This is a genomic window from Candidatus Defluviilinea proxima (assembly GCA_016721115.1).
Lineage (GTDB): Bacteria > Chloroflexota > Anaerolineae > Anaerolineales > Villigracilaceae > Defluviilinea > Defluviilinea proxima.
In genome coordinates this window covers 3,529,130-3,553,249 of sequence record JADKIW010000001.1, presented here as the reverse complement: position 1 = coordinate 3,553,249, position 24,120 = coordinate 3,529,130, and the positions used below count along the sequence as shown (strand labels likewise).

At 47.8% G+C, this 24,120-nt stretch carries 24 protein-coding genes, 1 tRNA gene and 1 pseudogene; 9 read left to right on the top strand and 17 right to left on the bottom strand.

The window, feature by feature from the left end; genetic code table 11:
* Positions 1-13: 13 nt before the first annotated feature.
* On the top strand, positions 14-2,428 hold the full coding sequence (locus tag IPP66_16460) for an FtsW/RodA/SpoVE family cell cycle protein (GenBank protein ID MBK9926864.1): 2,415 nt from the start codon (positions 14-16) through the stop codon (positions 2,426-2,428).
* Between the two features lie 55 nt (positions 2,429-2,483).
* Here the strand turns inward: IPP66_16460 and IPP66_16455 are convergent, their stop codons facing one another.
* The 3 genes from IPP66_16455 to IPP66_16445 form a co-directional block, all read right to left on the bottom strand.
* Positions 2,484-2,897, bottom strand: a complete 414-nt coding sequence (locus IPP66_16455; protein MBK9926863.1) for a ferredoxin family protein — start codon at positions 2,895-2,897, stop codon at positions 2,484-2,486.
* Between the two features lie 89 nt (positions 2,898-2,986).
* On the bottom strand, positions 2,987-3,592 hold the full coding sequence (locus IPP66_16450; protein ID MBK9926862.1) for a superoxide dismutase: 606 nt from the start codon (positions 3,590-3,592) through the stop codon (positions 2,987-2,989).
* Between the two features lie 142 nt (positions 3,593-3,734).
* A complete protein-coding gene (locus IPP66_16445) occupies positions 3,735-4,499 on the bottom strand; it encodes an SH3 domain-containing protein (protein MBK9926861.1) in 765 nt (254 codons plus the stop codon).
* Between the two features lie 166 nt (positions 4,500-4,665).
* On the opposite strand from IPP66_16445, the gene IPP66_16440 reads away from it, so the two are divergent.
* The 3 genes from IPP66_16440 to msrB all read left to right on the top strand — a co-directional run bounded on the left by IPP66_16440 (position 4,666) and on the right by msrB (position 6,626).
* Entirely contained in the window at positions 4,666-5,589 is a 924-nt protein-coding gene (locus IPP66_16440) for an EamA family transporter (protein ID MBK9926860.1), read from the top strand.
* The gene (locus tag IPP66_16435; protein ID MBK9926859.1) at positions 5,586-6,071 is read left to right on the top strand and encodes a YbaK/EbsC family protein; all 486 of its coding nucleotides are present in this window, start codon (positions 5,586-5,588) and stop codon (positions 6,069-6,071) included. The genes IPP66_16440 and IPP66_16435 overlap by 4 nt, the downstream gene beginning before the upstream one ends.
* Positions 6,072-6,179: 108 nt before the next feature.
* Positions 6,180-6,626 (top strand): peptide-methionine (R)-S-oxide reductase MsrB, encoded by a 447-nt coding sequence (msrB, locus tag IPP66_16430; GenBank protein ID MBK9926858.1) that lies wholly within the window; start codon positions 6,180-6,182, stop codon positions 6,624-6,626.
* Positions 6,627-6,699: 73 nt separating this feature from the next.
* On the opposite strand, the gene malQ is transcribed toward msrB, so the two are convergent.
* From malQ to hisS, 6 genes are all read right to left on the bottom strand, one after another.
* Entirely contained in the window at positions 6,700-8,196 is a 1,497-nt protein-coding gene (malQ, locus tag IPP66_16425; GenBank protein ID MBK9926857.1) for a 4-alpha-glucanotransferase, read from the bottom strand.
* A complete protein-coding gene (locus IPP66_16420; protein MBK9926856.1) occupies positions 8,186-9,448 on the bottom strand; it encodes a glucose-1-phosphate adenylyltransferase in 1,263 nt (420 codons plus the stop codon). The genes malQ and IPP66_16420 overlap by 11 nt, the downstream gene beginning before the upstream one ends.
* 7 nt (positions 9,449-9,455) lie before the next feature.
* Entirely contained in the window at positions 9,456-10,916 is a 1,461-nt protein-coding gene (locus tag IPP66_16415; protein MBK9926855.1) for a glycogen synthase, read from the bottom strand.
* 89 nt (positions 10,917-11,005) lie between these two features.
* Positions 11,006-11,077: transfer RNA gene (locus IPP66_16410), tRNA-His, on the bottom strand.
* Positions 11,078-11,108: 31 nt separating this feature from the next.
* Positions 11,109-11,477 (bottom strand): GNAT family N-acetyltransferase, encoded by a 369-nt coding sequence (locus IPP66_16405; GenBank protein ID MBK9926854.1) that lies wholly within the window; start codon positions 11,475-11,477, stop codon positions 11,109-11,111.
* Between the two features lie 92 nt (positions 11,478-11,569).
* On the bottom strand, positions 11,570-12,838 hold the full coding sequence (gene hisS, locus IPP66_16400) for a histidine--tRNA ligase (GenBank protein ID MBK9926853.1): 1,269 nt from the start codon (positions 12,836-12,838) through the stop codon (positions 11,570-11,572).
* Between the two features lie 87 nt (positions 12,839-12,925).
* Here hisS and IPP66_16395 point away from each other — a divergent pair, with 87 nt between their 5' ends.
* Positions 12,926-13,726, top strand: a complete 801-nt coding sequence (locus tag IPP66_16395) for a class I SAM-dependent methyltransferase (GenBank protein MBK9926852.1) — start codon at positions 12,926-12,928, stop codon at positions 13,724-13,726.
* A gap of 48 nt (positions 13,727-13,774) precedes the next feature.
* Positions 13,775-14,404 (top strand): PIG-L family deacetylase, encoded by a 630-nt coding sequence (locus IPP66_16390; GenBank protein MBK9926851.1) that lies wholly within the window; start codon positions 13,775-13,777, stop codon positions 14,402-14,404.
* Positions 14,405-14,424: 20 nt separating this feature from the next.
* Here IPP66_16390 and IPP66_16385 read toward each other — a convergent pair whose 3' ends face one another.
* From IPP66_16385 to sufC, 8 genes and pseudogenes are all read right to left on the bottom strand, one after another.
* Positions 14,425-15,099 carry a DUF998 domain-containing protein gene (locus IPP66_16385; protein ID MBK9926850.1) on the bottom strand — a complete coding sequence of 225 codons (675 nt, stop codon included), beginning with the start codon at positions 15,097-15,099 and terminating at the stop codon, positions 14,425-14,427.
* A 15-nt stretch (positions 15,100-15,114) separates the two neighbouring features.
* Positions 15,115-15,462, bottom strand: coding sequence for a non-heme iron oxygenase ferredoxin subunit (locus IPP66_16380; protein ID MBK9926849.1), 348 nt, complete (start codon positions 15,460-15,462; stop codon positions 15,115-15,117).
* A 1-nt stretch (position 15,463) separates the two neighbouring features.
* Positions 15,464-15,859 (bottom strand): SUF system NifU family Fe-S cluster assembly protein, encoded by a 396-nt coding sequence (locus tag IPP66_16375; protein ID MBK9926848.1) that lies wholly within the window; start codon positions 15,857-15,859, stop codon positions 15,464-15,466.
* A gap of 3 nt (positions 15,860-15,862) precedes the next feature.
* A complete protein-coding gene (locus IPP66_16370) occupies positions 15,863-17,083 on the bottom strand; it encodes a cysteine desulfurase (GenBank protein MBK9926847.1) in 1,221 nt (406 codons plus the stop codon).
* 77 nt (positions 17,084-17,160) lie between these two features.
* The gene (locus IPP66_16365) at positions 17,161-17,700 is read right to left on the bottom strand and encodes a hypothetical protein (protein MBK9926846.1); all 540 of its coding nucleotides are present in this window, start codon (positions 17,698-17,700) and stop codon (positions 17,161-17,163) included.
* A gap of 40 nt (positions 17,701-17,740) precedes the next feature.
* The gene (sufD, locus tag IPP66_16360) at positions 17,741-19,081 is read right to left on the bottom strand and encodes a Fe-S cluster assembly protein SufD (GenBank protein ID MBK9926845.1); all 1,341 of its coding nucleotides are present in this window, start codon (positions 19,079-19,081) and stop codon (positions 17,741-17,743) included.
* Position 19,082: 1 nt separating this feature from the next.
* Positions 19,083-20,491: pseudogene (sufB, locus tag IPP66_16355) on the bottom strand (Fe-S cluster assembly protein SufB).
* A 71-nt stretch (positions 20,492-20,562) separates the two neighbouring features.
* On the bottom strand, positions 20,563-21,339 hold the full coding sequence (gene sufC, locus IPP66_16350) for a Fe-S cluster assembly ATPase SufC (protein ID MBK9926844.1): 777 nt from the start codon (positions 21,337-21,339) through the stop codon (positions 20,563-20,565).
* A 145-nt stretch (positions 21,340-21,484) separates the two neighbouring features.
* Between sufC and IPP66_16345 the strand changes: the two genes are divergently transcribed.
* The 3 genes from IPP66_16345 to IPP66_16335 all read left to right on the top strand — a co-directional run bounded on the left by IPP66_16345 (position 21,485) and on the right by IPP66_16335 (position 24,103).
* On the top strand, positions 21,485-22,108 hold the full coding sequence (locus IPP66_16345) for a winged helix-turn-helix transcriptional regulator (protein ID MBK9926843.1): 624 nt from the start codon (positions 21,485-21,487) through the stop codon (positions 22,106-22,108).
* Positions 22,109-22,238: 130 nt separating this feature from the next.
* Positions 22,239-22,529: a DUF59 domain-containing protein gene (locus IPP66_16340; GenBank protein MBK9926842.1), complete on the top strand. Its 291-nt coding sequence runs from the start codon at positions 22,239-22,241 to the stop codon at positions 22,527-22,529.
* 122 nt (positions 22,530-22,651) lie between these two features.
* Positions 22,652-24,103 (top strand): alpha/beta fold hydrolase, encoded by a 1,452-nt coding sequence (locus tag IPP66_16335; protein ID MBK9926841.1) that lies wholly within the window; start codon positions 22,652-22,654, stop codon positions 24,101-24,103.
* The last annotated feature ends 17 nt before the right edge of the window (positions 24,104-24,120 follow it).

Here is a 24,120-nt window from a genome sequence, read left to right as displayed (position 1 = left end):
AAATAAACAACGCATGAGCAGGTTTATACAGAACAGCCTGCTAAAAATTGCTGGCCTGTTTCTACTACTACAAACGATCATTATCACCATATCACCAGTGGTGCGTGAACGTAGCTGGGATGTAAGCCTTCGATGGACGCAATGGGTCGTGCTCATTGTATGGGTCGTTTCTATACTCCGCGCACAGTTCGATTTCAAGAAACATCTTCCAGATGCAGACCCTTATCTTTTACCCGTGGCCGCCCTCCTGAGCGGATGGGGCATCCTTACCATTTGGAGGCTTGATAACAGCTACGGCATGCGTCAAACGCTCTGGTTTGGCATTAGCATGCTTGTGGTCATTGCAGGGGCACGAATTACATCGCTTAAATTCCTGCAACGATACAAATATCTGCTTCTTATTGGCGGGCTGACCTTTACGGCCTTCACACTTGTTTTCGGCACAAACCCAGGCGGCTTTGGTCCACGGTTATGGCTTGGATGTTGCGATGTGTACTTTCAACCTTCAGAGCCTTTGAAGTTACTGTTGATCGTATATCTTGCGGCCTATTTTTCAGATAAGCTCCCCTATCGTCTTCGAACCATTCACATTTTATATCCAACGTTGATCTTGAGCGGCGTTGTGATTATGCTCCTCATGGCACAACGCGATCTCGGCACTGCATCCATTTTCCTCGCGTTGTACATGATCCTAATTTACCTCGCAACGAACAATAAAAATATTCCTCTCATCAGTATCGTCGTGCTGGCGATCATGGGTATCGCTGGTTATCATTTTGTGAACACCGTTCATGCACGCATCGACACCTGGCTAAATCCATGGAACGACCCCGGTGGGAAATCCTATCAAGTCATTCAATCGTTGATCGCCATTGCAAATGGTGGCATTGAAGGACGTGGGATTGGCCTTGGGCATCCGAATCTTGTGCCAGTGACTGTCTCTGACTTTATTTATGCGGCGATAGCAGAAGAAACGGGTCTTTTAGGGACCTTGGGCCTGCTTGCCCTCTTCGGCATTCTCATCACCCGAGGCTTACGCATCGCACTCCGCGCCCCAGACCTTTTCAAAAGGTTCCTGGCGGCTGGCATCTCAGGATATTTTGGAGTTCAAACCATCCTTATTATCGGTGGCAACTTGCGCCTTCTGCCATTGACCGGCGTGACGCTCCCATTTGTTTCGTATGGTGGCTCATCCTTGTTGACATCGTTCATTGCGTTATTGCTCCTGCTCATCATCAGCAATCACATGGATGAAGAGCCTGCACACGTTGAAAATCCATCGTCATATGTCGCGCTCAATACACTCTTGCTCGCGGGTTTGTTTGTTTCAGCGCTTTCAACGGGATGGTGGTCGGTTATTCGCTCGCCCGATCTTTTGGAAAGAAAAGATAATTTGAGATGGATCATCGAAGAGAGATATGTGCCACGCGGCACGATCCTGGACCGGTCCAATTCGCCCATCACAATAACCACCGGTGAAACAGGGACTTTTGCCCGCAAGTATATCTATCCCGATCTGGCCCCAGTCACTGGCTACACCGATTCAAACTACGGGCAAGCCGGGCTTGAATCGGTGTTAGATGGCTACTTACGTGGGTTGGAAGGCAATCCATCCTCAACCATCTGGCTCAATCACCTACTATATGGCACTACTCCGCCCGGCTTGGATATCCGCCTAAGCATTGACCTACGCCGTCAATCTGCCGCAGACGAATTGATGAACGGCCATAAGGGCGCTGTGATCTTGTTAAACGCAGAGACCGGCGAAATATTGGTCATGTCCTCACACCCCACATTCGACCCCAATCTCCTAAACGAGACAGCGGCAGAACTTCTTTCAGATCCACAAAAGCCATTGATCAATCGTGCCGCTCTAGGGAATTACCCAACCGGTTCAGTGATGGAGCCATTTGGTCAAACGGTATATAAAAATACAGATCTAAATAAAGAACAATGGTTGAATGTATACAAAACCTTCGGCTTTGACAACACCCCCAAATTACAAATGGACGTAGCCCAACCGTCTTTGGATACGACGAAAGGATTCAATGCATCACCGCTACAAATGGTGCTGGCCTCTGCGGCATTGAGCCATCAGGGTGTTGTACCTGCGCCACGTATTGCCATGGCCGTAAACACGCCAAAGAATGGCTGGCTTACGCTCCCAGCTGAGGGACAGCCACTCGAAGCGATTCAGTCATCCGCTTGGGATGAGGCGGTCGCATCCTATATCAAAGATGGGAATAGTTATTGGTCCCACATTGGCAAGGCACAAAGCGACGAATCCCCCATCACTTGGTTTATTGGAGGCACACCACCCAATTGGCAGGCCGCACCACTGGCGATCGTTGTTCTGCTCGAAGAAAACAACGCGGGGGAAGCACAACGGATCGGACAGAGCGTATTATTGGACGCCATGAATCCATAGTGAAACTTAAACAAAAAAGAGCCACGCAGTTGCGTGGCTCTTTTCATAGATCGGGTTACATTCCGTTGTCGGAATCTTTCGCGCCGTAGCCGGGGCCGCCCTTGAAGAAATCATAGTTGGGCTTGATATCCGGGGTTAGGTCAACCACTTCACCAGCGGCGAGTTGTTTGGTGATTTCCAAAACAACTGGGGAACCATGATGATTGGTGCCTTCGTAATGACCGGTCAGACCAACGCGGCTGATATATTCGCCGCCCTTGGCTGTATACGCCGCAGGGACTTCATCTTCAGGGAAGATGGCCGCGAACGGGCACTCAGGGACACAAGCGCCGCAGTCGATGCAGGTATCGGGGTCAATATAGATCCAGGGCCATTCAGCAACAGGCTGGCCAGGGACCATGCATTCCACCGGGCAAACATCGATACAACCGCGGTCACGAACGCACAAGCTGGTAATAATGTGAGTCATGGAATTTCTCCTTTTAGGATTAGGATCGAACGAGTTACCGTATTATATCTTGCTTCAACGCTCAGACAAGATGTATTTTGAAAAAATCTCTAGTTACCGAACTTGTCGGCTACAGCATTCCAGTTCACAACATTCCACCAAGCGGCAATGTAATCAGGGCGGCGGTTCTGGTAGTTCAAGTAATACGCATGTTCCCAAACATCAATGCCAAGAATGGGAGTCTGCCCATCAGAGAGCGGACAATCCTGATTGGCGGTGGAAACAACGGCCAAGCCACTTCCCTTTTTGACGAGCCATGCCCAACCAGATCCGAAACGGGTTGTGGCAGACTTGGTGAATTCATCCTTGAACGCATCAAACGACCCGAAAGCTGAATCGATCGCCTTAGCTAATGCTCCGCTGGGAGCGCCACCGGCCTTGGGTCCCATGATTTCCCAGAAGAGATTGTGATTGTATGTGCCACCGCCATGATTGCGGACCACACCGCGCACAGCATCAGGGACTGCGTTTAGGTCGCTCAACAACTCTACAAGTGATTTGCCAGCCAATTCAGGGGTTTTCTCAACGGCACCATTAAGATTGGTAATGTATGTATTGTGATGCTTCGTGTGATGGATTTCCATCGTGCGTGCATCAATATAGGGTTCAAGAGCGTCGTACGCGTACGAAAGTTTGGGTAATTCAAAAGCCATTATTCTCTCCTTTAGTTTTTATGTATCTGCCCCCATTCAGATTTTTATGTACTTCATCACTAAAAATTGTAGTACGTTGGAGGGCGCGTGTCAAGAAAAATATTCAGTTTGCTGTTCTCTTGAGTTTAATTCTAAAAGAGGGAAATTATTTCCAAACGAATTTTAATGGCTCATTTTGAGGCAAAGTAACTGTTTGTTTAGTTGGGTTTGAAGAGCCACACTTGCCTGCGATACAGCTACAGTTCGCATCCATCGTATTACTCGTGCAAGAAACAGACGTATACTCCACCGTCCAAATACCATTCATGGCGCGAGGAAGATACGCATAAAACTGCCCCGTCTTGTCGGTCACAGCTTGTGTTTGGTTAATACCTTGTGACACCGCAAAGCCAACCCCGCTGACAGGCGTACCTGACTCTGTATCTAATTTACCGGTGACCAGAAGTACATCTGTCGGCTCTACAACAGGAGGCGGAGGGCCATCATAAGCCACACGCACAACATTGACATGCACCCATCCTATAACGCCATCATCACCAAGTACACTCAACCATTCCCCACCAGGCGCACGTCCTAGTAGTTTCAAACGCGTGCCCATTGGCAACACACGGCTTACTTGAAACAACATCCCCGGTTGAGCTCGCAAATTGACATTCTCGACTGTCGTATAAATATACACTTCCCCAAATTTTTCTGCCGTTGGGCTGGCCGGTACAGATGTCATCGTTGGCGTAACTGTAACCACGATGTGAGATGCCGTCTCTGTATACGCCGCAAAAGTGGCGGCAACAACTGTCTCCACATTGGGCGGAATTGGGGTTTCGTAGATGGTCACCGTGCTGCTGCATGCAAGGCTTAAAATAGCTAAAACAATAAATACGATTAAAAGAAGTTGGGCTGGTTTTCTCATAATTTCCTCTCTATTCACCTGATGTAACAAACTCCTGCTGAACTCTGACGTTCCAGATTGCCGCTGTGTTCCAGGTTTTAGATTCCCAAATCCAATAGCAGATTGAACGCTATTCGGAGAGAAACACACCAAATACAAAAGTTGACGGACAGCGATACAATGAGGCATGGACAAACAACATCGCATCATTCTTCCCATCAGCCTGCTTATTGCAATACTGGCCATTTCCACCGCTTCAATCTTTATCCGCTTCGCGCAGACTGACGGTGCTCCTTCGCTTGTCATTGCCGCCTTGCGCTTGACCTTTGCCACTCTCTTGCTTGCTCCTGTGGCGTTAACGCGTCACCGCGAAGAGCTTGCCAAACTTACACGCAAACAAATCACGCTTGGTATCATATCAGGGATATTCCTTGCCATTCATTTTGCAACATGGATATCTTCCCTTGAATACACTACAGTTGCAAGCTCTGCTTTATTCGTAACAACCAGTCCCATTTGGGTGGCGTTGTTATCGCCAATGCTGTTAAACGAGAAATTATCGCGCGCGGCAATTATCGGGTTGGCGCTGACTATTTTAGGTGGAACAGTTATCGGGTTGTTCGATGCGTGCATTCACTATGGAAAACTCCAATGCACAGGTTTCGATCAAGCTTTCCAAGATAAGGCCATGTGGGGGAACTTCCTTGCACTGGCTGGGGCATGGGCAGTGACAGGGTATTTGATCATCGGACGAAAGTTGCGAGCAGGAATGACCCTCATCCCCTATATTTTTTTAGTGTATGGAATGGCGGCAATCGTGTTGATCGTTATCATGCTTGCGGCTGGGTTCTCGCCACTTGGGTACGAAACAAAAACATACGGCTGGATATTTCTGCTTGCGGCCGTGCCACAACTGATCGGACATACAACTTTCAATTGGGCACTTCGGTACTTGCCCGCATCGCTCATTGCCATAACAACACTCAGTGAACCAGTGGGTTCAGCGATCCTTGCATTTTTTATTTTGAATGAGACAGTTCCACTTGCAACTCTGCTCGGTGGTATATTAATATTGCTAGGCATTTTATACACAACAAGGGATAACAAATGATCCAACTTCCTGCACACACCTACCTCGACCAGCACAACATTCCTTACGAACGCAAAAGCTTTTCTCCAGAAACAGAAAAAGGCGCGGCCAACGTTGCCCATGTCTTGGGCTTTTCTGAACGTCAGGCTGTAAAAACTTTGATCTTCCAGGTAGTAGATAGTGGCGAATGCGTACTTGTAATGCTCGGCGCTGACCAGAACGCCATCTCAGGAAACCTCAAAAAAGCGATCGGCTCACGCAATATCAAAATGGCTGATCCTGAGATCGTGAAGCAAACCACTGGATATATTATCGGCTCCATCCCCGCCTTTGGCTGGCAACCAGCGAACTTCCGCACCTTCCTCGAAGCGAGTCTTGTCAATGAACCCATTCTGGGTACAGGTGCAGGCCAATGGGGTGAGGAAATTATGATCACGCCTGAAAACCTCATTAGAGCCAGCAATGCAATTGTAGTCAATTTGACAGAGAAGCTTCCTCAATAAAGGATATTACAGAATTCTTACGGCTTGCATCATAACGGTAAAGAATATACAAGACAGTTTATCTATGGGATGTAACACAAAAGGATATTCATTCCATAGGAGGCCCAAATGAAAACCTTTACCAAACCGTCAGATATTGAACTCCGTAAGAAACTCTCAAGCTTGCAATACGAGGTGACACAACGCGAAGGCACGGAGCCACCATTTTCCAATGCGTTTTGGAACAACAAACGCCCTGGCATTTACGTGGATATTGTCTCAGGCGAGCCATTGTTCAGTTCATTGGATAAATATGACTCCGGTACAGGCTGGCCCAGTTTCACCAAGCCGCTTGAGCCAGACAATGTGGTCACCCATACTGATTACAAACTCTTCATGCCACGGACGGAGGTCCGTTCGAAGAATGCCAATTCGCATCTAGGCCACGTCTTCGATGATGGCCCTGCGCCCACAGGCTTGCGGTATTGCATGAACTCAGCTTCGTTGATGTTCGTCCCTGTAGAAAACCTTGAAGAAGAGGGATATGGTGAATACACGTCGTTGTTTCAAAAGTAGACTACTTCATAGGAGCTGAATCAAAAAAGGCCACGAAATATTTTTTCGTGGCATTTTTATATGTCTCTTATTGTTATCGGAAATACAGGCCGTTCATCTCCCGCAGTCTACCTGCAAGACCATCATTCATATCTGTTTCTCGCATCCGCCATTCCCAATTACCGCCCAGTTTCGATGGGAAGTTCATACGCGCTTCAGTTCCCAAACTCAATGCATCCTGCAACGGTGTGACAGCATACACCGCAACCGATGACCAGATACTTCGGATTAAGTCCCATGCAAAGTCAGAACCATCCACGCGGAGGTAACGACGAGCATAATCGCGTTCGTGCTCAGGGGCGGTTTCGTACCAACCCCGTGCCGTGTCGTTATCATGAGTTCCAGTATAAGCTACACAGTTAGGGACATAGTTATGCGGCAAGAAAGGATTTTCCGCTTTATCAAAGCCAAACTGTAAGATCCGCATACCAGGCAGGTTGAAGCCATCACGTAACGCAACGACGTCAGGAGTGATCACCCCCAAATCTTCGGCAATGATGGGGAGTTTGGAATCTGGGCTGTCTAACAAGCCTTCGTTCATTGCACTGAAAAAGTCAGCGCCGGGGCCATCAACCCACCGTCCATGTTCGGCAGTGGGATTCCCAAATGGGACTTCCCAATACCCTGCAAACCCACGGAAGTGATCCACACGGACGATGTCCACCATTTTCAAGACAGAACGGAAACGCTCCAACCACCAGGCGTACTTTGTTTTCTTGTGAACATCCCAGCGATACAGTGGATTGCCCCATAACTGTCCTGTTGCAGAGAAATAATCGGGGGGAACACCAGCAACTACAGCAGGAAGGCTGTCTTCACCTAAAAAGAATAACTCTGCATTTGACCATGCATCTGCGCTATAGTAGGCAATGAAGATGGGAATATCTCCAATGATCTTAATATTGCGTTCATTAGCATATGCGCGCAACTTATTCCATTGTCGGAAGAAGATAAATTGGTAAAAAGAGTAACGCAGAATACTTTCAGCGTGTTCCTTACGAGCCTTGCTCATCACGGTCTTTTTGCGCTTGCGAAGGTCTTCGCTCCATTCGTTCCACGCACCACCACCGTTCGCTTCTTTCAATGACATAAACAAAGCGTAATCATCAAGCCAGGACGCATTGTCAGCGCAAAAGGCATCAAACTCTTTGTGTAAACCATCAGATGCGGATTGAAAGCGAGAAAAAGCTTTCAGGAGAAGATCAAGTTTCCAGGGGATGAGCAGGCCGAAGTCCACGAGAGAGGCGTTGAATTCGGGCATATTAGTAAAGTCATCACGAGTCAATAATCCATCTTCGATCAATGCATCAAAACTAATCAAATAGGGATTCCCCGCAAATGCCGAAAAACATTGATATGGTGAGTCGCCGTATCCCGTTGGTCCAAGCGGAAGTACCTGCCATAACTTGCATCCCGTGGATGCAAGCCAATCTACAAAACGATATGCCTGCGGGCCAAGATCGCCTATACCATAAGGGCCAGGCAGGCTTGTAGGATGAAGAAGGATTCCGCCGGAACGCTCAAATTTCATTTGCTAATCTCCGTGTTTGAATGAACTGACCGGCTCGTACAACTGAGTCATCATAATCTGAAGCAATGACATCTGTGCCGACTACACCTTCAGGCTCAACAACATACCCAGAGGGGACAATACTGCCTTTACCGACAACAGCGATCTTTATATCCTGGTCCGCAATGCCCCAACCGACACGCGCATTTTTTTCTATACGAGTGCGTTTGTCAATGACAGCACGCTCAACCACTGCGCCACTCTCGATCACAGTATCCGTTAGGATGACCGATTCGCGGACGACCGCCCCCGCTCGTACAATAACGCCCGGTGAAAGAACACTACTTTCAACATGTGCGCCCTCTTCAACAAAACTCCCGTTGCAGATCATGCTGGAAACTATATCTGCCTTGCCTGATAATCGCACAGGAGGACGTTCTTCAGTACGTGTATAAATGATCCAGCTACGGTCATAAAGTTTGAGCGGTGGGGCTGGCGCCAACAGATCAAGATGCGATTGCCAATACGACTGGACAGTTCCCACGTCCATCCAATAACCAGTGTATGGATATGCAAAGATACGGGCCTTTGACTGTAGAAGTTTGGGAATGACATCTTTGCCAAAATCGTGGGATGAGTCTGGGTCCATATGATCTTCCCAAAGGATCTTGTCAAGCAGTTCCCTGTTAAACAGGTAAACGCCCATGTTCGCAAGATTAGATGGAGGATTGACAGGTTTTTCAATAAATGAGGTAACCCGATATTTATCGTCTGTGGCAAGAATTCCAAAGCGGGATGCTTCTTCCATGGGGACTTTGATCACGCCCATGGTCAGGTCTGCTTGTTGGTCAACGTGGAAGGAGATCATCGGGTCATAATCCATGGTGTAGATATGATCGCCAGAAAGGACCAAAACAAAATCAGGAGACCCATTCTTGAGAAAAGCAAAATTTTGCTGAACCGCATCAGCGGTGCCAGCATACCAATCGGAATCATTCCGTGCTTTATAGGGAGTTAGTATTTTGACGCCGCCGGTAAAGTCGCGGTTCAAGTCCCATGGCGCGCCAGAACCAACATGCTCAATAAGCGACTGTGGACGATATTGTGCCAGGATCATAAGATCAAAGATGCCAGAGTTCACGCAATTCGATAGGGGAAAATCAATGATGCGGTATTTCCCCGCAAATGGAACGGCAGGTTTTGTTCGTTTTGCTGTTAGGACGCTCAGCCTTGACCCCTCACCACCCGCTAAGATGACTGCTCGTGTTTTCATTTATTATCTATCCCTCGGTTCTGCGCGTATCGGTCCGTGTTGGTAAACTTTCCAATAGCTTTTTATAGATTTCCAAATATCGTTTCGCTGATGTTGGCCATGAAAAATCTTGTGCCATGCCTGCTTTTTGTAAAACGGCCCAACGCGAATGATATGGATATAACTTCAACGCACGACGAAGCGTATCGTTGAATGATTTCACTTTATTATCTACAAAGACGAATCCTGTTTCACTATCGGTAACGGTGTCGTGCAATCCGCCCACAGCACGAACAAGCGGGACACTTCCATAACGCATGGCGATCATTTGTGAAAGACCACAGGGTTCATAACGGGATGGCATGAGGAAAATATCGGAACCCGCATAAATTTGGCGAGCGAGTTTGGCGTCATAACGCGTCTCCACTTTGATACGATCTGGCAAGGACTCCTGCAATTTCTTGGCAGCTTCTTCCAGTTTCGGGTCACCTGCGCCAAGGATCACCAACTGCCAACTCTGTTTGCTGATCATCTTCAAGCCTTTGAGAGCAATGTCGATGCCTTTGGCTTGATCCATGCGTGTGACCATGCCGAGCAAAGGCACATCGTCCAACACGGGCAGGCCAAGTTTTTCTTGCAATGCGGCCTTGTTCTTTTTACGTGCGGATAAATCTTCAGCGTTGAACTGAGTAGATAGTACGGAATCAGTTTGTGGGTCGAATGAAGCGGTGTCCAGGCCGTTGAGAATGCCGTAGATGGAGTCTGTCCGATTTCTAAAAAACTCTTGCAGTCCACATCCAAATTCTTCATGCAAGATTTCGGTTGCATAGGTTGGTGAAACGGCCACGATTGCATCTGAGGCCCACAAGCCAAGCGGCATGGGCATGACACGTGCCCAGTCAGGCAGGTCGGTGTTTGCCAGTGGTAAGCCGTAGCTTTCAAGAACCTCTTTTACATCTGAACCAAGGAACGGGAGGTTGTGAATTGTGACCAGTGACGCAACGCGATTCTTTTTATCTTCCCAACGCTTGACAAGATTGCCATACGCAGTCAACGCAGTATGCCAATCATTGCAATGCAAGATATTGGGACTCCAATTCAACTGGCGAGGCAGTTCGAGTGCCGCCAGCGAAAAGAAAACATATTTCTCAGCATCGAGTTTGTTATTGGATGAATAAACGGAGCCACTTGCGCGGATCGGATCCCCGTTGAGGAAGTAGACAGGCATGCCATCGAGCACACCTTCAAACGCTTCTACCTGGACCTCGGTCTTGCCGCGCGGAATCGAATATATCCCTACTGGCTTTAGGCCTTCCTGCTTGATAACCGGGTGCAGGGGCAACACCAAGCGGACATCAAGTTTTAGTTCTTCATTTGAAAGAGCTCGTAATGCACGCGGTAGGGTTCCCGCCACATCTCCCAATCCCCCTACTTTTACAAAAGGTTCAGCTTCAGCTGCAAGGAAAAGAACATTGATAGTTTGAGACATGTCGCAATTGTACAACGAAATTCAAGAGGCACATTGGTCAGTTTATAAAAAGACTTCCGAAGTCTTTGAGACTTCGGAAGTCTGAGTTGGGAGCCTGATGGGTTTCGAACCCACAACATCTACAGCCACAGTGTAGCGCTCTGCCGTTGAGCTACAGGCTCCGTAATGAAGCGGTCAAAATTTTACCATAAATTATCGTAAGTTCAATATCGCAAGCGTTTCGCTTTCAATCATCTCACCAGGCTCAATAAACCCCAAACTCGCGTACAGTTTGCGTGCAACTTCGTTCTCCGGCTTGTAGCTGATGCCTATAGCCTTAATCCGTTCATCGGCGCGGAAAATATCTAATACTTTTTCCATTCCCAAACGTCCATACCCTTTGCGTTGTAAGTTCTCATCTACCATCAAGCGGAAAATAAACGCATGGAACTTCGAGTATGAGAAATTGTAGCCATACATCAAAAATCCTACTGGAACTTTACTATCAAAAATCCCAAAAGGATGCAAATCCCAATGCCCTTCATAATCATAACCAAATTGAGATTCGGCAATCGAATACAAATTCGACCCAACAAAACCTGTTTGGTCTTCTCATACCTTCAATTTGATTAACGCCTGCCAGTTTTCTGCGCTGACAGGTTGAAGCGTAATACTCACAGAATTTTCCTGATCGCATCCGCCGCCGCCTCGCGCGCGACGATAACCTGCTCCCCATTCGACAAGTTTTTCACAGCCACAAGGCCTTTCGCTGCTTCGTCAGGACCAATCGTTACCGCAATCTTCATCTTCATCTTGTCAGCAAATTTGAATTGTTTCGGCAATTTGGTCGGTTCTGGAGAAACCATCACATTGAAACCTGCTTTACGCAGTTCTGAAGCAAGCGCGAACGATTGCATCCATAAACTCTCATCGAACACAGTGACCAACACCCGCGCAGGACTCGGTTCAAACTCAGGGACAAGTCCCGCCTCCTGCAGAATGATTCCGATCACAACATCGCCCATGGCAAAGCCGACGCCAGAAAGAGGTTGTCCGCCTACGTCGGCCAGCAAATTGTCATAGCGACCACCGCCAAAGATGGCACGCTTCAACGAACCGCTTGTGTCAAAGGCTTCAAAGACTGTACCGGTGTAGTATAAGAGTCCGCGCATGATGTTCGGGTCGAATTTAACGTACTCGCGCACGCCCAACGCTTCCAGCGCAGCAAAGAGGCGAACCAACTCATCGCTTTTCTTCCACAGCTCAAAGTTGCTGAGGATGTCTTTCAAGCCATCGAGCTGAACCTGCGTTAGCCCAAGATCAAGAGCATAAGCATCCCATTTGGCAGGCTCCATTTTTGTGCGACGATCTACAAGATTAGAAACATCAAGACGCTTTTCCTGAGTAATGCCCAACGCTTCGAATTCAGAATCCATCAGACGACGATTATTCACATAGATGAGAGCCCGCTCCGGGGTAAGTCCGACCGAGCGGAGAAATGTCGCACCAACGGCGATCAGTTCTGCATCCGCTTCTGGTGAGTTGACTCCCAACATGTCAATATTCCATTGAAAGAATTCGCGAGAGCGTCCCTTTTGCGGCTGTTCATATCTCCAAAACGGACCAAACGACCACCAGCGCACAGGGAAGTTCAACTCACCCTGTTTTGCCGCGATCATGCGCGCGAGGGACGGGGTCAGTTCAGGTCGAAGTGTCACTTCTTCACCGCCACGATCCGTGAAAACGAAAGACTGTTTTTTAACCAATTCCTCACCCGATTTCGCCGCATACAGGTCAATGGTCTCAATGAACGGGCCATCCCATTCCTGATAGCCGAACACCTGCGAGGCCGCACGCACCTTATCAAAAAGATAGTTGCGCAGGAACATCTGCTCGGGATAAAACTCGCGTACACCTTTTACTGTTTTTATTTTCGAAGACATAGTTGCTCCATCAAGGTTCAAAATTCAGAAGTTGAATTTTGATTTATTTTTGGTATAATCCCACCGACCACTCACAAGGAGCATCTAATGGAAATCAATTATCAAGAGACCAGCAAAGACTTACTCGTTCGCATTGACATTCACGAAAAATATGGCTCTGCCAATATTGACGTTTGGACAAATGAACTACTCCAACCCCAGTCAGGCATGAACATTCTCGATGTCGGTTGCGGTGCGGGCAAACTCTCTTTTCTGTTCGACGATTATACTAAAGGTAAGGCAAAAATAACGGGTGGTGATTTCTCAGAAGAATTATTGGATAAGGCCCGTGCCAAAAACAAGGAACGCGGTTCGAAGATCGAATTCCAATTTTTGGACTTCAACAAACCGTTCAACTTCGCAGATAATACCTTTGACCTGTGCACAAGCGCCTTCGCGATCTACTACGCCTCAAATCTGGACTTTACATTTGGTGAGGCCCACCGAGTCCTTAAATCTGGCGGACGGCTTTTCGTCTCTGGCCCATTGCCTGAGAACAAGCAGATGTTCTACGACATTATCAAAGAAGCCACCAACGCCACCATCCCACCCATGCCCGGCTCTTCCCGCTTCAAGGGTGACATTTTCAACACGATAGAGAAGATCTTCGCCAAGACCGAATTACACAAATTCGAGAACCACCTCACCTTCCCCGAGGTTGCACCGTTCATTGATTACGTCCGCGCATCATTGAGTGAAGACCGCAAACTGTGGACATCCATGTTCAATGGTAAAGATGAATACGAAGCCTTGATCGGCAAGATCACCGACGTGGCTACACGCTGGCTAAAACGCGACGGCAAACTGGTGATGACCAAGGTCGTTGGCGGGATTTTGGCTACGAAATAACAATTAGTAGGGGCGTAGCAATGCTACGCCCCTACGCTTCATTCAAGTATGAATTTCTCCGGCAAACGAGTCCTGTTTCTTGGCGCACATCCCGATGACATCGAATTGGGATGTGGTGCTCTGCTTAATAACATCGTCCAAAAAACGGACGTGCTGTGCGTTACGCTTTCAGATAACCAGAAAAACCCAGATCTCAAGAACGTCAAAGACGAGCACTACGAATCCATGGCTGTGTTGGGCGTCCCCAAAGAAAAGATCGTCCTTGGTCCCTTCACTACTCGTGTGTTCCCTGATGCCCGTCAGGAAATTCTCGAATACTTCCTCAAACTCCGCAAGGACTTTAAGCCAGATTTGATCTTTGTCCACTCCAAACAGGATGTGCATCAAGATCACAATACGATGACCGATGAAGCCCTACGAGCCTTCCGTGGTATCACCGTACTTGGTTTTGACGTTGTACGCTCCTCCTACGGTTTTTTTCCGCACTTTCTGGTTGAAGTTACTGAAGAAGATGTAAATAAGAAGCTAGAGGCGTTATCCAAATACGAGACGTACCGCGATCGCTACTATTTCAACAACGAGTTGACGCGTTCCATCATGGTACGTCACGGCGCGCTGGCGGAATGTCCGTTCGCGGAGGGATTTGATATTTTGAGGATCGTGGGGACTTTTAGATAACAGGTGCAATAGTAAGGTGGTTATTGCTTTTCAACCTGCGGCATCAAAGGATATATATTCTCAAAATAAGAAAAGATAAATAGCCAGATAAAGTACAGAAACAACAAAAACCTCTGGTGTAAACCATGCATGGGATACCAGACTTCAAAGTAATCACCGAGTACCTTTTGATGAAATGAAACCAATTGCGGGGAGATTCCATTAGGTAGCATCACAAAAAATACAGCGACAAGAACTCCCATCACAAAGGAAAACATCAACAGCCATTTTTTCGGGGGATTTTGATAAACACGATTAAATGACATAACAAGCGGTGTAATACTGAGAAGCACAAGCAGGATAATCCCTGCAACAGCGTGGAGAATGCCTGCTGCCGTATCTCGCCTGCCTTTTGGGTCAGTTGGGAAAACCCCGGCCATGATAATGGCAAGTCCTGTCAAAAGAAAAAGATAAAAGGGCAGATTGTTAGAGAATAATTTCCGTGATTGAAACGCATATAAGATAAAACTCATGCCAAGAGGCACAAATCCCAACCCACGGACAGCCCAATCATACGGAGCATTCGGAGCGCCCAATTCACTAATTGCCTGTTTGATATGAGAATAATTCGGGGTTAGATATCCTGCAACCAGAATAACAACGCAAAAAAGGGTTGCCCCATACCAGACCGCCGGTTTCAATTTAATACCCGCCATTTTTAACTTCGCTATTTATTCCTTCGGCAAACCTACCTGGATCATCCCATCCACTACTTTCACTGGATACGCAGGGATATCCACTACAGCGGGCATTTGCACAGCTTTGCCTGTTTGTACATCAAATTCACCGCCATGACGCGGGCAGACGATATTGAAGCCTTCCAAGTCCCCATCCCCCAACGGACCATCATCATGGGTGCAGATATCGCCGATGGCAAACAGTTGACCAGCAATATTAAAAATGACGATCGCTTTTCCTCCCACTTCCAGGAAAAGTCTTTCGCCATTCGGCAATTCACTCGCGGGAGCGATCTCTACAAATTCAACTTTTGATTCGTCTGCTTTTGTATAATCAAACATCTTATTCCACCAGATCGTCGCTGGTCTCGCCCAACCCATACACACCTGCTTTCAACACTTTGAGTGAAAGCAATGCACATTTCAAGCGGACGGGACCAAGGTCAATGCCGAGCATTTCAAGGACAGAATCCTTGTTGAGTTGCTTCACGTCTTCAAGCGGCTTACCAATAATCGACTCGATCAACAAATCAGCGGAAGCTTGCGAGATGGCACAACCGTGGCCATCAAAGCGCGCATCAGCTACATTACCCTGTCCGTCGGTCTTCAAAGTGATCTCAATATGATCGCCACAGAGGGGATTATTATCTTCAAACAGAATATCGTGCGGGTCGAGGTGCCCGCGATAGCCAGGGTTTTTATAATGCTCAATAATTACTTCACGATACAGGTCATCCATATCCTATCCAAACATTTCCTTCACTTTGTAGATTCCATTGATCAACAGGTCCACTTCTTCTTTTGTATTGTACAAATAGAAAGAAGCACGACTGGTTGCGGGAATTCCAAACTTTTCATGCAACGGCTGGGCACAATGATGCCCCGCACGGACAGCAATCCCATCCTTATCAAGGATTTGTGCCACATCATGCGGATGTACACCTTCAAGTGTAAATGCGGCCACCCCACCCTTATGTTCGGCATCGGGACCGAATACCTTCACTCCGGGAACTTCTTCCAAGCGCTCAATGGCATATTCTGTGATCTCATGCTCATGCGCAGCGATGTTATCCATGCCAACTGAGTTTAGATAATCCACAGCCGCGCCGAAACCGACAGCTTCTGCAATGGCAGGAGTCCCAGCTTCAAACTTATGAGGCAAGGAGTTAGGCCGATACGAACGTAGTTTTACTTCCTTGATCATGTCGCCACCACCAAGGAAAGGCGGCATTTTTTCAAGCAGATCCAATTTGCCATATAAAGCACCGACGCCGGTGGGGCCGCACATCTTGTGCGCAGAGAAAGCAAGGAAGTCTGCATCGAGGGCCTGTACGTCCACTTTCAAGTGTGGGACGGACTGCGCCGCATCAACCAACGTCACTGCGCCTGCTTCGTGCGCGAGACGAATGATCTCAGCCGCAGGGGTGATCGTGCCGAGGACGTTGGACATGTGAGTAAACGAGACCAGTTTCGGGGTCCGAGAAAGAAGCGCTTTGTAGGCATCCAGATCCAGCAAGCCGGATTCGGTCACAGGGATGAAATCCAATTCAATGCCACGCTCTGCTTGAAGCATGTGCCACGGGACAAGGTTGGAATGGTGTTCCATCTCTGTCAAAATGACAAGGTCGCCAGCTTTGAGATTCGCACGCGCCCATGAATACGCAACGAGATTGATCGACTCAGTTGTATTGCGTGTGTATATGATCTGCTTTGCAGAAGGCGCATTGACAAACTTTGCGATCTTCACGCGCGCATCTTCATACATGGCGGTTGCTTCCTCAGCAAGTGTATGCACACCACGATGAATATTCGCATTCGAGCGACGATAATACTCGTCCATTGCTTCAATTACAGACAAAGGTTTCTGTGAAGTAGCAGTTGAATCAAGATAAACCAGCGGAACACCTTGAGATATCTCACGCTGGAGGATGGGAAAATCTTTTCGAATTTGGTTAATATTGATAGGCATGGAACAGGTAAAGATAAAAGTAAATACGCAAACCAGTAATTTATCTACTTGTTTACGTATTTGCTCATCGACTAATAATCGTCATCACGAACGATCTTGATGACGGCTTCTTTTCTGGAGGATTTTTTCCCCAGGTCAGGACGAATATGCTCGGAGGAAAGCGAGTACCACAAGATGCGGTCCGGTACCATCCAACCGTCTGTCAGATAAACGTTCGAACGGAATTGAACAGCAACCATTTTGTTATCTACTTGAACGACGATGCCTGAGACCCACCCACGCACACGTTCACGTCCTTTTTCGTGATCGCAATAAACTTCCACTTTATCGCCCACTTGGAAATCATGCATGATCCCCGGGGCTTTCATGTAATTATATTGATGGGTTACGCGGCTTCCACGGCTGGGTTTTCGCTCATCACTAACACGGGGCGGCGAAATCTTATTGACGATATGCGACGCTTCAGAAGTGCGGACCTTGGTTTTGACTACCACTTTCGTGGGTGCACTTGCCTTTGATTTGATTTTATCTGCCATTTTTGTCCCTCCGCCTGTTGCTGATTTGGATTTCGCTTCGACCTTTTTCACACTGGGTTTCTTTTTTTCTGCCATGAATAACCTTATCTTTCAGAACTACAAATTTACGATGACATCATGCCATCTTATCAGCAATATATTGTTGGAAGCGTTCACGCACACCTTCAAATGGGATGCGTTGGAAGATCGGGTCGAAGAAACCCTCCACAACGATCTTTTCAGCTTCAGCTTGTGGGATACCGCGAGACTTCAAATAGAAAAGTGGTTCCTGCTCTAGTTTACCAACCGTTGCACCATGTGTACAGCGGACATCATCGGCAAGAATCTCCAAGCCAGGGATAGAATCGGCACGGGCGCCATCGCTCAAAACCAGGTTTCGGTTCGCTTGGTAGCCATCGGTCTTTTGTGCGCCGGGAGCGACGTAGATCATGCCCTGCCAAACAGAACGGCTTTGACCTTTCAACGCACCCTTGAACAGCAAATCGCTGTTAGTATGCGGAGCGAGGTGATTCTGCTGCGTGTCATGGTCAAGGTGCTGATTTCCATCGGTAAAGTAGAAACCAGACATACGACCTTGTGCGCCTTCGCCAGCAAGATCGAGTTCGGTAAAGTTCTTGGTAATGCGTGAGCCAATGGCGCCAAAGATCCAGTCGAGATTGCCGCTGTGTTCTACACGGGCACGCTCGTGGCTGAAATTCCAGACGTGACGCCCCCATGATTGCAATTCGACGAACTTCAATGACGCATTCTGCAGAACTTGGATCTCCACGATTCCCGCGTGCATGGAGTTGGCTCCCTTTAGATCGGGTGATGCGGACTCGTGAACATATGTCACCGAAGCGCCTTCATCTACAAGGACGAGGATATGCGAGACATGAGCAATATCAGTACCGGGGCCCCAGAGGACGGAGTGAAGTGGTTCGTCCACAATCACACCTTTGGGAACATACAACACAACACCGTTTTGAGCAAAAGCGCCAACCAATGCAGAGAACTTTCCTTCTTCAACATTGACGGTCTTGCCAAGCATTTTTGCGAGCAGTTCAGGATGTTCTTGTTCAGCAGTTTTTAAATCCGTGAAGATGACACCCTTCTTTGCGAGTTTTTCATCAAGGTCAATTTTGACGCCACCAGGGGTGAGAACAATTTGTCCGCCGTGCTGATCGGCAGTGAGAGGGCGAAGCAAATCTTCACGCACAGGAGGCAGGTCATTGAAGGCACCTTCTGCCGCGAACTTGAACTTATCAACAGGTAGGTTGTGGATGTCGGTGCGGCGCCATGCTTCTTGAGTCGTATCGGGGAGGGAATGCTTTTTGAAAGCAGACCAGGCTAAGGCGCGGTATGAAGCGACTGCGTCCTTCCCTGCGCGGATATCGGATTCAGCGAAAGAAAAATCTTTTGCGGCAGAGTCGGCTCGTCGAGTCCTTGAAACAACAACTTTTGGTTTTTCTTCCATGCTAGCCGATGCTTCCTTCCATTTGTAATGCGATGAGACGATTCATTTCGACAGCGTATTCCATCGGCAGTTCTTTGACGAGTGGTTCAATGAAGCCAGAGACAACCATGGTTGTAGCTTCTTCTTCACTGAGACCACGGCTCATGAGGTAAAAGAGTTGCTCCTCACCCACTTTGCTGACAGAGGCTTCGTGGCCGATGGTCACATCGTCTTCGTCAATTTCAATGTAGGGATATGTGTCGGAGCGGGATTTCGGGTCAAGCAGAAGCGCATCACAAACCACATTGGATTTGACGCCCTTCGCGCCTTTGTAAACTTTGACCATGCCACGATACGATGCACGTCCGCCACCCTTGCTGATGGACTTGGATGTGATCTTGCTGGTGGTGTTTGGCGCAAAGTGAATCATCTTCGAGCCCGCATCTTGAATTTGACCTGGACCTGCGAATGCCATCGAAAGCATTTCGCCACGTGCGCCTGGTTCCATAAGATAGCACGAAGGATATTTCATCGTGATCTTTGAGCCAATATTGGCATCAACCCATTCATGTGAACCGTTCTCAAAAACCTTGGCACGCTGGGTCACGAGATTATAGACATTGGTCGACCAGTTCTGAATGGTCGAGTAACGTGAGCGTGCGCCCTTCTTGACGATGATCTCGATCACACCAGAGTGGAACGAATCGGTTGTATATTGAGGAGCTGTACAGCCTTCGACATAATGAACCGACGCGCCTTCTTCAACGATGATAAGTGTCCGTTCAAATTGTCCGAGATTCGCCGTATTCAAACGGAAGTAAGCCTGCAAAGGCATGTCCACTTTCACATTCTTTGGCACATACACGAACGATCCACCCGACCATACCGCGCTGTTCAGTGCGGCGAATTTGTTATCTTCGATCGGGATGACCGTTCCGAAGTATTCACGGAACAGATCGGGGTATTGCCTCAAACCATCTTCGATAGATAAAAAGACCACGCCCTGTTTTTCAAGATGCTCCTGGATTGAGTGATATACCATTTCCGATTCGTATTGCGCGCCTAAGCCCGCTAAAAATTTCGTTCGGCTTCAGGTACACCGAGCTTGTCAAAAGTGCGCTTGATATCATCGGGAACATCATCCCATGATTTTTCACTTTTCTCAGTGGGCTTAACGTAAAAGTAGATCTCGTCGAAATTAAGTTCTTTGAGGTCGGGGCCCCAATTCGGCATGGGACGTTTCAAGAAATGATCGAGCGCCTTCAAACGAAATTCGAGCATCCATTCCGGCTCACCCTTCATGCGTGAGATATTTTCAACCACAGCACGGCTCAATCCCTTTTCAGATTTGAACGTGTAGTTATCGTCACGGTCGTGAAAGCCGTACTTGTACTCGCCGATATCTTCTAAAATTTTTGCATCATCAGACATATCATTTACCTTTTTGGATGACGAACCGCTTCTTTCCAAGCCGTCACCTGCTACCGTTTAATAAAACGAACCTACGCTGTGACTTCCTCGTCGTACTTCTCGCGAACCCAGTCGTAACCTTTTTCTTCAAGGTGCAACGCTAGGTCAGGTCCACCCGATTCAACGATTCTGCCACCGTACATAATATGAACGTAATCAGCCTTGATATAGTTCAACAAACGTTGATAGTGCGTGATGACCAGCACACCCATATCCTTGCTCATTAAAGCATTGACACCCTCAGAAACGATGCGAAGCGCATCAATGTCCAAGCCTGAATCGGTTTCGTCTAAAATAGCGATCTGTGGCTGAAGAGTTGCCATTTGCAAAATTTCAGCACGTTTCTTTTCACCACCAGAGAAACCATCGTTGAGGTAACGTCCCGCAAAGGTCTGGTCCATTTTGAGCATCGCCATCTTCTCTTTTAATAACTTGCGAAATTCAGGGATTGGCATACCCTTGTCTTCAGGGTTTTCAGCACGTCGACGGGCATTGAGCGCGGTACGCAAGAAGTTGGCAACCGTCACACCCGGAATAGCGACAGGATATTGGAATGCTAAAAAGATCCCAAGTCGGGAACGTTCGTCAGGCTCAAGCTCGAGGACGTTTTGTCCTTTAAATATAACTTCACCTTCGGTCACTGTATAAGATGGGTGTCCCATCAACGTATAAGCCAAAGTGGATTTACCAGTTCCATTGGGCCCCATAATAGCGTGGACTTTGCCCTGTTCAATTGTGAGATCGAGACCTTTGAGAATCTCTTTTCCCTCAATGTTTACATGCAGGTTCTTGATTTCAAGTTGCGACATTCGTATTTGCTCCTAACATTATTAAGCCATTACTGGCGTTTTTATCATCGTGCGGCATTATAGCAGGGTCATATCGAAAAGTCAATATTTATGATATTTTTCTAGTATATTGACAATACTAAAGCAGACAGGTATACTCCCAATCATGAAAAGCACGAAAGATAAGATTCTTCAAACCCTGCTTCGCAAGCCAAAGATCACGATCAACGAGATCGCAGAAGGCGTTGGGATCAATCCAATTTCCGTCCGACATCATTTATCCAACCTCGAAAAGGAAGGCCTGATTGGAGCGGAAGAGGAACGTCACGGCGTAGGACGCCCTCGCCTCGTCTATTCGTTAACCGAAGACGGAATGGAGAAATTTCCCACGAAATATCTGCGCCTGACCACTCGTCTATTGGCGCAAATGAAAGACTCCTTACCTGCGCCGGCTGTGGCAAAATTGTTCAGCCAGGTCGCCGAAGAAATGGCAAACGATTACTCTGAACAAATGAAAGGCCTCAGCATGGAAGAGCGGCTGGATTTTGTCAAAGCCATGCTGGCACACGAAGGCTTCACCGTAGAATGGGAAAAGAAGGGCAACGACTATCAGATCCATGAGATTTCCTGCCCCTACTACCAGATCGGTGTGACACATCCTGAAGTCTGCACGGTTGATCAAACCCTGATCTCTAAAATGCTGGCCCTGCCCGTCAGCAAAGTCCAATGTATATTAAGCGGCGCCGCACACTGTACCTATGTAGTGCAGGCTGTTGCAATAAAAAACTAAATTTTGGAATCAGCCAATATATTGGCGAATTACAGGAGCAAGCTCCTAACTCCAAAATTCCAAACGAGGAACCATGACTGAAGAAACAATCAACGAAATCAAGTGGACCATCCACGACACACACCCCGAAATGGTAAAACCTGCACGCGAGAAACTCTCCGAAGTAGTCGACCCCGAAATCGGCATGCACATCATCCAATTGGGATTGGTAAGAGATATTTCCATCGACAACGGCATTGCCCACTTAAAGATGATCCTCACTACCCCCTTCTGCCCATACGGACCCGCCATGATCGAAATGACGAAAGCCAAAGCAACCGAAGGGTTGAACATGCCTGTCACAATCGAAATGGGCATGGATGTGTGGGACTTCGCCATGATGGAAGACCCGTCCGCCTTGGATTGGGGCATGTACACTTAAATATAACGAACTTTGTCCACTACAACTGGATTACCTTTGCAATAAGGTGATCCAGTTTTTTGTTTTCTACGTATACCCTATTACAATCAGGACTCGAATATACTGATTGTGAGACAAACACTATGAGACGAATCTTCATTACATCCCTACTACTCCTGACCTTCCTCGCTTCATGCTCACCCCAGAGCCTGACTCCAGTTCCTGAGAAATCTCTCAAGCTGGAAGATTGTGCACTGACAACATCCACTGGCAAACAAGTAGATGCCCAGTGCGGCACACTAACCGTTCCTGAGGATCGTTCCAGTCCATCCGGTCGTCAGATCGGTTTAGAGGTGGCAGTCATCCCTGCCATCAAACGGAATCCCCAACCTGATCCGCTTTTTCTATTAGCCGGCGGCCCTGGACAATCCGCCATTGAAACCTATCCAGCACTCATCGGGCTACTGTTCAACATACATGAAGGCCGCGACATTGTGATCGTTGACCAACGAGGGACAGGCAAATCAAATCCATTACGCTGTCTCACCCCAGAAGATGATGATCTGGAAGATGAAGAAATGCTTGCAAAACTCAAGGCTTGCCCCACTAACTTGGACGCCGATCTGCGTTTCTACAACACAGAGATCGCCATGACCGATCTGGATGATGTCCGTTCTGCTCTTGGGTATGACAAGATAAATATTTACGGCGCATCGTACGGAACCCGCGCGGCATTGACATATCTACGTATGTTCCCGGAACGCGTCCGCACAGTGACACTCGATGCGGTCGTTGACCCCAGCTTCATCCTATTCATGGACGCGGCAAGAGATGGGCAATCTGCGCTCGACAAGTTCTTTGCACGTTGTGAAGCCGACGATGCCTGTAAAACGACATTCCCAAATATAAAAGATGAGTTTAATGATCTATTGAAACGTGTAGAAGAGAAGCCGGTAGAGATCACCATTCCACATCCGCTGACACACAAGCCTCTTGACCTGACCGTGACACAAAAAATGGTCACGAATATGGTGTTCAACACAATGTATGCGCCAGAGATCGTGGCAACACTGCCACTATCGATTCATGAGGCGTATGCGAACGAGAATTATGTCCCTCTCATCTCGCAGGCATTTCTCGTGAATGCAGGTTTGTACGATGGAATGTTCTACGCCGTAGCTTGCACGGAGGATGCACCATTGATCTCAGCTGAGGAAGCCGCCCAACTCAGTGAAGGAACCGTCTTCGGTGACCGAACAGTAGACTTTTCCGATGTTTGTAGTGCGTGGCAAAAAGGGACTGTCTCGCCACAATTTCGAGAGCCAGTCAACTCTAACGTTCCAGCTTTAATTCTTTCTGGCGATTCCGATCCCATCACCCCGCCCTGGCACGCCGAAAAAGTGACAGAACATTTAACAAATGATGTTCATCTTGTCTTTTCAGGCATGGGGCATGGAAATCTATCCAACAAATGCAGTATCGATATCTTCGAATCCTTCATCGAGAATGCTTCCGTCGAAGGGTTGGACACGTCCTGTGTGGAAGAGGTCAAGCCGTGGCCGTTCTTCGTCGACTTCAGCGGACCTCGTCCATAATCACACAAAGGTCAATA